The organism is Acidovorax sp. 69 (genome assembly GCF_002797445.1).
Lineage (GTDB): Bacteria > Pseudomonadota > Gammaproteobacteria > Burkholderiales > Burkholderiaceae_C > Acidovorax.
In genome coordinates this window covers 1,105,976-1,117,460 of sequence record NZ_PGEP01000001.1, presented here as the reverse complement: position 1 = coordinate 1,117,460, position 11,485 = coordinate 1,105,976, and the positions used below count along the sequence as shown (strand labels likewise).

At 64.8% G+C, this 11,485-nt stretch carries 9 protein-coding genes and 1 pseudogene; all 10 read right to left on the bottom strand.

The features are described 5' to 3' along the window. Positions 1–129: 129 nt before the first annotated feature. On the bottom strand, positions 130–1,653 hold the full coding sequence (locus CLU85_RS05140; protein WP_100409347.1) for a DegQ family serine endoprotease: 1,524 nt from the start codon (positions 1,651–1,653) through the stop codon (positions 130–132). Positions 1,654–1,853: 200 nt separating this feature from the next. Further along, positions 1,854–2,843 (bottom strand): catalase, encoded by a 990-nt coding sequence (locus CLU85_RS05135; RefSeq protein WP_100409346.1) that lies wholly within the window; start codon positions 2,841–2,843, stop codon positions 1,854–1,856. 76 nt (positions 2,844–2,919) lie between these two features. Then, complete coding sequence (locus CLU85_RS05130; RefSeq protein ID WP_100409345.1) at positions 2,920–4,032, bottom strand: aldose epimerase family protein; 1,113 nt, start codon at positions 4,030–4,032, stop codon at positions 2,920–2,922. Between the two features lie 10 nt (positions 4,033–4,042). Continuing rightward, on the bottom strand, positions 4,043–4,978 hold the full coding sequence (locus CLU85_RS05125) for a DMT family transporter (protein WP_100409344.1): 936 nt from the start codon (positions 4,976–4,978) through the stop codon (positions 4,043–4,045). 83 nt (positions 4,979–5,061) lie between these two features. Beyond that, positions 5,062–6,638: pseudogene (gene garD, locus CLU85_RS05120) on the bottom strand (galactarate dehydratase). Between the two features lie 16 nt (positions 6,639–6,654). Further along, positions 6,655–7,683, bottom strand: coding sequence for a lactonase family protein (locus CLU85_RS05115; RefSeq protein WP_100409343.1), 1,029 nt, complete (start codon positions 7,681–7,683; stop codon positions 6,655–6,657). A 6-nt stretch (positions 7,684–7,689) separates the two neighbouring features. After that, positions 7,690–8,973 carry a TRAP transporter large permease gene (locus CLU85_RS05110; RefSeq protein WP_100409342.1) on the bottom strand — a complete coding sequence of 428 codons (1,284 nt, stop codon included), beginning with the start codon at positions 8,971–8,973 and terminating at the stop codon, positions 7,690–7,692. A 2-nt stretch (positions 8,974–8,975) separates the two neighbouring features. Further along, positions 8,976–9,494 (bottom strand): TRAP transporter small permease, encoded by a 519-nt coding sequence (locus CLU85_RS05105; RefSeq protein ID WP_100409341.1) that lies wholly within the window; start codon positions 9,492–9,494, stop codon positions 8,976–8,978. 91 nt (positions 9,495–9,585) lie between these two features. Next, a complete protein-coding gene (locus CLU85_RS05100; RefSeq protein WP_100409340.1) occupies positions 9,586–10,575 on the bottom strand; it encodes a TRAP transporter substrate-binding protein in 990 nt (329 codons plus the stop codon). A gap of 53 nt (positions 10,576–10,628) precedes the next feature. Further along, a complete protein-coding gene (locus CLU85_RS05095; RefSeq protein ID WP_100409339.1) occupies positions 10,629–11,447 on the bottom strand; it encodes an NAD(P)-dependent oxidoreductase in 819 nt (272 codons plus the stop codon). Positions 11,448–11,485: the final 38 nt, after the last annotated feature.

The following is an 11,485-nucleotide window of genomic DNA, read 5'->3' as shown; positions in this document are numbered from 1 at the left end:
CCCTTCAAAGTGCGTTGCCAAGCGGCTGACAAAGCTCAGCGCAGCAGTCCTGGCCAGGCGCTTCGTCGCAGACAGTCCTGAAGGTACGGCAAGACGGAACCACGACGCCAGGAGAGCGTCTTGGGCCGCTTACCCCAAACGCACAGGGACAAAGATCTTGTTGCCATCGCGCTCTATCAGCAGCGCCACCGACTTGCCCGCCTTGGACATGGCCGCGCGCACCTGCTCAATGTTCCTGGCGGGTGCTCCGTTGATGGCAAGCAGCACGTCGCCGGGCATCACACCGGCGGCCGCGGCAGGGCCACGCGCCTGCTCGATCACCAGGCCCTCTGCCACGCCCACCTCGCGGCGCTCCTGTGGGTCCAGCGGGCGCAGCGACAGGCCCAGCTGGCCCTTGCCCACAGCGTCGTCATTGCGCGCCTGCTTGCTCGCCTTGTCGCTGGCGTCGCCCAGCGTCGCCGTCAGCTCCAGCGATTTACCCTGGCGCCACACCGACAGTTTGGCCTGCTGACCCGGCTGCGCCTGGCCCACCCACGCGGGCAGGTCGCCCGAGGCCACAATGGGCTGGCCGTCCACCTGGCGGATCACGTCACCGGCCTGCAGTCCAGCCTTCTCGGCCGAGCTGCCCTTGGCAACGCTGGCCACCAGCGCGCCCTCAGGCTTGTCGAGCGCAAACGACTCGGCAAACGCCTGGTTCACCTCCTGCACGGCCACACCGAGTTGCGCATGGCGCACCTTGCCGGTGGCCACAATCTGGTCCTTGATCTTGGCGGCCAGCTCGATAGGGATGGAGAACGACACACCCTGGTAGCCGCCCGAGCGGCTGTAGATCTGGGAGTTGATGCCCACCACCTCGCCACGCGCATTGAACAGCGGACCGCCCGAGTTGCCGGGGTTGACCGCCACATCGGTCTGGATAAATGGCACCAGACTGTCGTCGGGCAGCGAGCGGCCCTTGGCACTGACCACACCCGCCGTCACGCTGTTCTCAAAACCGAAGGGCGAGCCAATGGCCAGCACCCACTCGCCCACCTGTAAGTCGCGTGTGCTGCCCAGGCGCACCGTGGGCAAGTCCTTGGCGTCGATCTTGAGCACGGCCACGTCGGTCTTGGGGTCGGCACCCAGCACCTTGGCGCGGAACTCGCGCCGGTCAGTGAGCTTGACGACAACATCGCTGGCGCCCTTGACCACATGGGCGTTGGTCAACACCAACCCATCAGCGCTGACGATGAAGCCCGAGCCCTGGCCGTGTGTGGGCACATTGGGCTGGCCCTGAGGGCCTGCGCCGGGGATTCCAAACTGCCGGAAGAACTCGTAGAACGGGTCGCTGGGGTCCATCTGTGGGCCACGGCGCTGGCGTGCAGCGGGCTGGCCTTCGTCCTCGTCATCGTCGTTGGCCAGTGCCGCCGTCTTGGTGGTGCCCGTGACGCTGATGTTGACCACGGCCGGGCCGTTTTGTGCGGTGATCTGGGCAAAACTGGGCAACGCACCGCCGGGGGCCGACGGGGTCTGCGCCACGATGGGGGCGGTGGGGGTCAAAGCGCGCGCCTGCTGCCCGCTGATGAGGCCCGCGCCCGTGGCACCCACGGCGCCTGCGGCCACCAGGGCCAGAATGAGGCGGCGGGGGGTAGAGGTCAGCGTTGTTGTGTTCATGGTGTGGTGCCTTTCCGATCGGGGTTGCGATGGAGGGCAGTGTGGGCACCAAGACTTAGACGAAACTTAGAGTCAACGCGGCTTCCAAAACTCTTTTGACGTCGTTGCTGCGTCTTGTCATGCGACTCGTACGGCCTGCGGCGCAGCGCCTAGCCAGAGCCGCTTTGCTGAGTTGTGTGCCGCTCTGGCGGCGGCCCAAACTACGCGGCCCCGCGCCCCTTCTGGCTTTCAAAGTACACCACCTTGCGGGCGCGCATCACGTCGCCCAAAGGGCGGTGCGCCGCCAAGGCCTGCCAGGGGTCGAACACGGCGGCCTCGACCTGCGCGGCCAGCGTGGGGTCGGCCGCTGGATCTTGCCGGTGCAGGGTCAGCCGCGCCACGGTGGTGTAGGGCGTGGGCCAGTCCACACTGGCGTCTTCAATGGGGGTGGTGGCCTCGTTCACAAAGGGCTGCAATTGCAGGTCCCACAACAAGTCCTGCTGGCGCAGGCGGGCCGAGAACTCGGCATTCCAATCGTCCTGCACCTGGGTGACCGGTGCGCCGTTGGATGCATGGGGCACCAGGCGCACGCGCACCGCATACGGCCCACAGGCGATGGGCGCCGCGCTGTGCATGGCATGGGCGGCAAAGCCGCCAAACGGCCGGCCAAAGGTTTTGACCGTTTTGGCGATCTGCCTGGCGGCCCCCAGCAGCCCATGGCGCTGCACCAGAAACTTGATCAGCGCGCCGCCGCCGTGTGAGGCCGCCACCACAAAGTCCACAAATTCGCCACTTTGGGGAAAGGCAAATTTTTCCTGGTTGATGAGCGTGAAATCCTGGCTTTTGGCGGGGCCATTGCCCAGGGCAAAGTCACCCTGTACGCCCAGCACGCTGAACGAAAAGCCCCGGATATCGGGCTTGCGGTCGGAGGTCTTGTCCATGCCGCCATTGCTCAGGCGCACCAGCACCTCGTACTGCGCAGTCTGCGCAAACAGCCCGTGGGCCGCAAACGCGGGCAGATCGCCCAGCACCTGCAACTGGCCCCGCGCTGCGGTGAGCTGCTTGCGGTGCAGGCCCCGTCCCTTGCCGTACTTCTGCGACTTGCGCACTTGCAGTTCGGCGAACTGGCGCGCATAGCCGGCAAAGCGCTGCGCCTCGTCAGGGGCCACCACCTCTTTCCAGTCGGTGCTGGGCGTGTAGTTTGTATCCATGAGCAACCTCGGTTGAGAGCCAGGGGACATGGTAGCCCGGCATGCCGAAAACCCGGCCCCTTGCCAGCGACTTCGCTCAGAGGCTGCGAAACCGGTACACGATCGCGCCACGCTCCACCTCCCCGGGCGCCAGCCAGCGCATGGGAAAGGCCGGGTGGTTGGGCGCATCGGGGTACTCCATAGGCTCCAGGCAGATGCCGTCGCCGGGCTGCCAGAGCCAGTGCCCTTGCAGCGCACCCCGCCCCCGGTCCCGCGCCGGATCGGCCTTGAGGCCGTGGCCTGCGTACACCTGCACGCCGGGCGCAGTGCTCCACACCTCCATGGCACGGCCACTCACCGGCTCGCAGAGCAGCGCGGCCAGGCGCAGGCCGGCTGGGGTGATGGCCGAGATGGGAGGGGCATGGGAGGCATCCTGTTCATCCAGCACCAGGTAGTGGTCCAGCCCACCGGCCAAGACCAGTTGTTCGTCCGTCTCCGCCACCGCCTCGCCCACACGGCGGGCCTGGCGGAAGTCGAACGGCGTGCCTTGCACGGCAGCCAGCGCGCCCGTGGGGCACACATCGGGCGCCAGCGGCACGTAGCGGCTGGCGGGCACCAGCAAGGTGTGGCCGTGGGTGCTGCCCAGGCCAGAGAGGTTGAAGAACGCATGCCCCGTGAGGTTGAGCACCGTGGGCGCATGCAGCGCCTCAGCCGTCCAGGCCAGATGCAGCGCGTTGTCGGCCGTGACCTGCAGATGAAGCTGCACGCGCACGTCGCCGGGTATGCCGTCGTCCTCGGCGCGAAAGGTATGGCTCAGGGTGAGCGCATCAGACTGCACGTCTTCGACCGCAAAGACCTGGAAGCGGCTGCCCCGGGGCCCGCCATGGTGATGGTGCGGGCCACTGTTGGTGGGCAGCTGCAGATGCGATCCATCGGGAAGCACGAGCAAACCATCGCGCAAGCGCCCGGCCCAACGGCCAATCAGAGCGCCCATGGACAGCTGGCCAGCGAGATAGCCCTGCAGACTGTCATAGCCCAGCACTACGTCGACCAGACTGCCCTGCCCGTCGGGCACCGCCACCTGCACCAGGCGCGCACCGTAGTTGCTCACCGCCACCTGCAGGCCACCAGCGCCACGCAGGGTGAATAGGTCAGTGCATTGACCTTGCAGCTCTTGTTGAAACGCGTCGCGTGAAAGGGAGTAAGCCATGACGGCGAGTCTATTTGGTGGTGGACGCGGCGGGCGCATCGCGCGTGACCAGCCAGATGCCCACACACACCAGCACCAGCGCCAGCAGGTTCTTCCACTCGAGCAGCGCCTCGCCCAAAAACAACGCTGACAGCGCCGCGCCAAACACTGGCACAGTGAAGTTGAACACCGTGACCTGGCTCACGCGGTTGTGTTTGAGCAGAATGCTCCACAGCGAAAAGGCGGCCGATGACAGCAACGCCAGGTACACCAGCAACACACCGGAGCCCCATGTGAAGCCGGACAGCGAGCCCCCCAGGCCCCAGCCCATGGCCAACAGCGCTGCACCGCCCACACCGAGTTGCCACCCGGTCATCACTACCGAATCCATGCCCTGAGACACTTGCTTGCCGTAGATGCTGGCGGCGGCCAGCACCAAGGCAGCAATCACCACAAAACCCTCCCCCAGCAGGGTGAAGTCCATGTCCAACGTGCCGCGCCCCAGGTTAACCACCATGACGCCCGCAAAGCCGACCACACAACCCCATAGCTTGGCGTGGCTTAGACGGTCGTTGTGATAAACCCAGTGGGCCAGCAGCACGCTGAAGAAGGTGCCCGTGGCGTTCATGATCGAGCCTTTCACCCCCGTCGTGTGGGCCAGGCCCACATAGAAGAAAACGTATTGCAACGTGGTCTGCGCCAGGCCCAATACCAGCAGTTGTCGCCCGGCCACAACCCCCAAGCCCCAGATGGACCTGCGTGTTGCCACGGCCCAGGCCAGCAGGATCAGCCCCGCGCCCAGAAAGCGCCAGCCTGCGAACACCAGTTGCGCAGGAATGTCGTTGCGCGCAATACCGAACCAGGCATAACCGGTCTTGATGGCCGGGTAGGAGCTGCCCCAAAGCAGGCAACACAGCAGCGCCAAGGCCACCACCACCTTGGGGTCAGAAAAACGGGAATGTCCCATGCGGGCCTTTCAAGGACAACAGCCCTTGCGGGCAAGGGCTGTTGAGGGAGGGGCAGTGGCCGGGGGGCCAGCAGGCATCTTCTTCAGGTCACGGGAGCGGGATTGAAAAGCACCAGTGCGTTGTGCAAATTCCATTGCTCGGCCCAGGTTTTTTTGCGACCGCTGGCCACTTCGAGCAGCAAGTGAAACATCTCCCAGCCCAGCTGTTCGATGCTGGTCTCTCCGTCAGCGATCTTGCCCGCGTTGATGTCCATCAGATCATGCCAGCGGCGTGCCAGGTCGGAGCGCGTGGCCACCTTGACCACCGGGCATTCAGCCAGGCCGTAGGGTGTGCCCCGGCCGGTGGTGAACACATGCAGGTTCATGCCTGCGGCCAGCTGCAGTGTGCCGCAGATGAAGTCACTGGCCGGTGTGGCGGCATACACCAGACCACGCTGGTCAGGGCGCAGCTTTTCGCCCGGGGCCAACACATGCGAAATGGGCGCAGTGCCACTCTTGATGATGGAGCCCATGGCCTTTTCGGCGATGTTGGAGAGCCCCCCAGCCTTGTTGCCCGGTGTGGTGTTGGCTGCGCGGTCCACGCGGCCACGGTCGAGGTACTGGTCATACCAGCCCAGTTCACGCACGATGGCCTGGGCCACTTCGGGCGTGGCGGCGCGGCTGGTGAGCTGCTCGACGGCGTCGCGCACCTCCGTGTTCTCGCTGAACATCACGGTGGCGCCCGCGCGCACCAAGAGATCTGCGCAAAAACCCACAGCAGGATTGGCCGTGACACCGGAAAACGCATCGCTGCCACCACACTGCACGCCCAATACCAGCTCGCTGGCCGGTACGGTCTCGCGTCGGCGGGCGTTCAGGCGCTCCAGATGGGGGCGCGCACTTTGCACGATGTGGTCGAGCATGGACATGAAACCCACATGCTCCTCTGCCTGCAGGCACACCGTCTCGGGGCCCAAGGCGCCATCGCGCTCGTCGGTGATGGGAAAGCTGCCGGGGGCAGCAAGCGGTCGGGCTGGAGCTTTTCACAACCCAGGCTGACCACCATGACCTCACCCCCAAAGTTGGGATTGAGGCTGATATTGCGCAACGTGCGGATGGGGATGATGGCGTCAGGTGCGTCAATGGCCACGCCACAACCGTAGGTGTGCTCCAGGCCGATCACGTCGTCCACGTGCGGGTATAGCGGCAGCAACTCCGTCTTGATGCGGTGCACCGCGTTGGCCACCACACCGGCCACACACTGCACGGTGGTGGTGATGGCCAGGATGTTGCGCGTGCCCACCGAGCCGTCGGCGTTGCGATAGCCTTCGAAGGTATAGCCCGTGAGTGGCTCCAGCGCCGGCGGCGTCACTGTGGCCATGGGCAGGCCCTCCAGCGCACGGGCCGATGGCATTTTCAGCAAGCGCTCATGCACCCAACTACCGGCCAGGATGGGCTTCAAAGCGTACCCGATGGGCACGTTGTAGCGGCGCACCACAGCACCTTCGGCAATGTCCTGCAGCGCCACCTTGTGGCCTTGGGGCACTTTGTCGCGCAGCGTGATGCCAGCGCCTGGCACGCCGCCGGGCAGCATGGTTCCGCCAGGTAGGCCACCGTCGTTGGCGACGATGGCAACGTTGTCGTCCGGGTGCATGCGAATGGTGAGGGCGGTTCGGTTCATCGTTGGCACAGTCTCTTCAAGCTTTTGGCTGCATGGGCAGCACGGTGATCCAGTTCGGGTTGAGCCCCACATCATGCTCGGCCACCTGGGTCAGGGCGCCGCTGTTGGGGGCGATTGCGTGCACACCCACCCGGTGGCTGATCTGCCCTGCCGCCATGAGGTAGCGCCCGTCGGGGGTGATGGCAAAGCCGCGCGGCTGTAGCTGGGTGTGCCAGTGCCCGATGGGGGACAACTGGCCGGTGACCGCATCTACAGCAAACCCGGCCAGCGTATGGCTGTTGCGTTCGCTGGTGTACAGCCAGCGGCCATCGGGGCTCAGGTGCAGGTCGGAACCCCAGGCAGGGCCTGCAAAGCCCGGCGGTACGGTGGGCAGGCTTTGCAGCAGCTGCAGATCACCGCTCGCTTCATCCCAAGCCAGCACATGCACAAAGGCGTCCAGCTCTCCCAACAGGTACATGCGGTCGCCCTGCGCATTGAAGCGCAGGTGCCGGGGGCCTGTGCCAGCGGGCAAGGGGAACACCGCAGGATCGGTAGGCAGCAACGCACCCGTGGCGGCGTCAAAACGGTAGCGGTGCAGCTGCCCGCCCCCTAGCGATGCGGCCAGAACGAAGCGGTTGCCAGGGCTGGCCAGTGCGCTGTGGGCGTGGCGGCCGGTGGCATGGATGGCGGCATCGCGCCCGGCCCCCACCACGCCGTCGGCGGCAATGGCCAGCACCGCAACCAGGTCCGCGCCGTAGGACGCACTCAGCAGCCAGCGCCCCGTGCCATCGGTGGCCAGATGGGCCATGCTGGCGGGCAATGGCGCCTCGGCCAGCACCTCAGCGCGGCCCGCGCGCGCATCCACGGCCAGGGTGACCACGGCCAGCGGGTCGCTGCGGCGCGCCACATACAGGCGGGTGCCATCCGGGCTGAGCGCCATGGGCATGAGTTGTCCGCCCAGCGCCAAGACCTGCTCGGTGCGCAGTTGCCACGTGTCAGCAGCCCAATGCAGTACGTGCAGCTCGCCGCTGTCGGCGCAGGAGACAAATACCAGCGTCTTGTCCATGCGTGCTCACAAACCCATCGCGCGGGGCAGCCACAGCGAAATGGCAGGCACATAGGTCACCATCAGCAGCACCACAAACAGCGCCACAAAGAACGGCATCATGGCCTTGGTGACCACGCCCAACGGCAGCTTGGCGACGGCAGCGCCGGTGAACAGCACCGTGCCCACGGGCGGCGTGATGAGGCCAATGCCCAGGTTGACCATCATGATCATGCCGAAGTGCACAGGGTCCACACCCAGCATCTTGACCACAGGCAGCAGGATGGGTGTGAGGATCAGGATGAGCGGCGACATGTCCATCAGGCAACCCAGCAGCAGCAGCATGATGTTGATCATGGCGAGGATGACGTACTTGTTGTCCGACAGGCTGGTGAGGAAAGCCGTGACCTTCATGGGGATCATCATCATCGTCATCAGGTAGCCGAAGGCCGCCGCAAAGCCGATGAGGATCATCACCACCGTGACGGTCTTGACCGTGCGGTGCACCAGCTTGGGCAGGTCGCGCCACTTGTAGTCGCGGTAGATGAACATGGTGACGAAGAACGCCCAGACCACGGCAATCGACGCCGACTCGTTGGCCGTGAAGATGCCCGACAAGATGCCCCCCAGGATGATGACCATGGTCATCAGGCCCCACAGTGCCTCCACACAGATTTTGAGCGCCTGCTTGAGCGGGATGACCTCGCCCTTGGGGTAGCCTTCACGGTGCGCAGTGAACAGGCACAGCGCCGCGAGCGTGAGCCCCATGAGCAGCCCCGGCAGCACGCCGGCCATGAACAGCGCGGCAATCGACACCGTTCCGCCTGCCGCCAGCGAATACAGCACCGCGTTGTGGCTGGGAGGAATCAGGATGGCCTGCACCGAACCGCTCACGGTGACGGCCGTGGCAAAGGGGCGAGGGTAGCCCTTCTTTTCCATCTCGGGGATCAGCACCGAGCCGATGGACGCCGTATCAGCCACCGACGAACCGGAGATGGCGCCAAAGAAGGTGGACGCAAGAATATTGACCAGCGACAGCCCGCCCCGGATGAAGCCCACCAGCACGCCCGCAAACGCTACCAGGCGCCGCGCCATGCCGCCCTCGGCCATGATGGCGCCTGCGAGCACGAAGAACGGGATGGCAAGCAGCGAGAACTTGTTGACGCCCGAGGCCACCTGGATCATCACGGCATCGAGCGGCAGGTCTATCCACAGCGCGCCCACCAGCGCCGACAAGCCCAGCGAATAGGCAATCGGCACGCCGATCATCATCAGCACGAAGAACGTGCCCAGCAGTACAAGAGTGTCCATGATCAGGCGCCTTCTGTCAGTTCTTCAAAGCGCACGATGCGCCGGTGGTTCTGCGGCCCAAAGGCCATTTTCTCCAGCACAAACAGCAGGGTTACGGCCGCCCCGATGGGCAGTGGGGAGTAGGTGGCCCCCACGGGCAGCCAGGGCAGTTCAGCAATACCCTGGCCCCAGGTTTCGATGCACAGGTTGGTGCCATACCAGGCCACAAAGCCGCAAATGGCCAGCATCAGCAGGTCCACCAGCACCACCAGCAGCCGCTGCAGGGGGGCAGCCAATTTTTCGGTGAGCATGTTGACGGCAATGTGCCCACCCGCGCGGTAGGCCGCCGCAGCGCCGATGAAGGTGAACACCATCATGAGCAGGATGGCAATGGGCTCGGGCCATTGCGACCCCGTGCCCATCACATAGCGGCTGAATACGCCCCAGGGGATGATCAGCGACATAAAGAAAATAGCCGTGCCGGCGGCCCAGATGGTGGCCAGGTACAACCGGTCCATCCAGCGCAAAAAAGGGTGGTCCATACGAATTCGAAAGGTTGGATCAAATGAGTGATGTCCCCAGCAAGCACCCCACCAGGAGCACTGCTTGCGCCCAGGGGCCTGCGGCAGCTGACTACTTCACCGCCTCGATGCGCTTCATCAGGTCCACATAGTTGGCTCCGTACTTGGCGCGCACGGGAGCCGTGGCGTCATAGAACGCCTTGGTGTCCACGTTGATGAATTCCACGCCCGCAGCCTTGAGCTTGCCCGTGTAGTCGTCCACGCTCTTGTCCCACAAGGCACGCTGCTCCAGCTGCGCTTCACGGCCCAGCTTCTTGAGCAGGGCCTGGTCGTCCTTGGAGAGCTTGTCCCACGTCACTTTCGACACCACCAGCAGTTCGGGAATGATCAGGTGGTTGGTCTGCGTGTAGAACTTGGCACCCGTGCTGTAGTGGTTGCTGGTGAAGAAGCTGGGCGCATTGTTTTCAGCGCCATCCACCACACCTGTCTGCAGCGCGGTGAACACTTCGCCATAGCCCATCGAGATGCCGTTGCCGCCCATCGCGTTCATGGTGTCCACGAACAGGGGGTTGCCCATCATGCGCACCTTCTGGCCCTTGAGGTCGGCCGGGCTGCGAACAGGCTTCTTGGTGTACAAGCTGCGTGAGCCGCCATCCATCCAGCCAATGGCCACCAGCTTGGCGGGCGATGCACTGACCTTGGCCAGCAGCTCGTCACCAATGGCGCCGTCGATCACTGCGCGCATGTGGTCCTGGCTGCGGAACACGAAGGGCATGTTGAACACATTCACCTCGGGCACCACCGTGCCCACGGGGCCCAGCGAGGTGCGCAAGATGTTGATGGCGCCGACCTGCGTCTGCTCGATCATTTCCTTCTCACCGCCGAGAACGCCGCCGGGGAAGGTCTGGATCTTCAGGCGCCCCTTGGTGGCTGCGTCGAGCTTCTTGCCCATGTTTTCGACCGCCACCACGTTAGGGTATCCGGCAGGATGCACGTCGGCCGCCTTGAGCACCATGGTCTGCGCCTGGGCAGTCAGCGGTACAAAAGCCATCGCGGCCACGGCAGCGGCGCAGGCGGTCAACAGGGAACGGCGAAAGGTCATGGTATGTCTCCGGTGCAAAGGGTTTGTTATCGAATGCAGAGCCGTGCGCAAACTCAGTCAAAAGGGCCGGTTCGCACAAACGGACCGCCCTGGTAGATCACGGCGGGGTCGGCCAGGTCAGGGTGGGGATCTGCAGCTTCCACCTTGGCACGGAACGGCTCGGAGCTGTCCTGCGGCCGGTAACCGATATGGCGGGCCAGGGTGTTGTCCCACCAGGTGGTGGTGTTGTCGCCCATGCCGTAGATGATGCTGTGGCCAACCACGGGGGCCGTGAGGCTGGCCACCACCAGGCGCTCCAGGTCGTCGTAGCTCATCCAGGTGGCCAGCATGCGGCGGTTGCGTGGCTCGGGGAAGGAGGAGCCGATGCGCAGGCACACGGTCTCGATGCCGTAGCGATCGAAGTAAAAGCGCGAGAGGTCTTCACCAAAAGCCTTGGAGACGCCGTACAGGCCATCGGGCCGCGCGGGGTCTTTGATATCCACTACTTCGTCCTGGCGGTAAAAGCCGGTGACGTGGTTGGAGCTGGCAAACACCACGCGCTTGACGCCCTGTTTGCGAGCGGCTTCATACAGGTTGTACACGCCGACGATATTGGCTGGCAGGATGGCGTCCCAGGGCTGCTCGGTGGAGACGCCACCCAGATGCACCACGGCGTCTACCCCATCCAGCAGCGCGTGGATGGCAGCGGCATCTTCCAGTCTGGCGGGCCGCAGCTCCTCGCCCACCGCCTCGACCCCCAGTTCGGCAATGTCCGACAAGCGCAGCGTGCTGCAATAGGCCTTCAGGCGGGTGCGCAACTCACACCCCAAACCGCCGGCAGCGCCGGTGAGCAGCAGGCGGTTGAAACGGATCGGGGTGGGGTGGCTGGGCATGGCAATCGGGAAGGTTCTTGGTACAGTGTGGCAAGCAA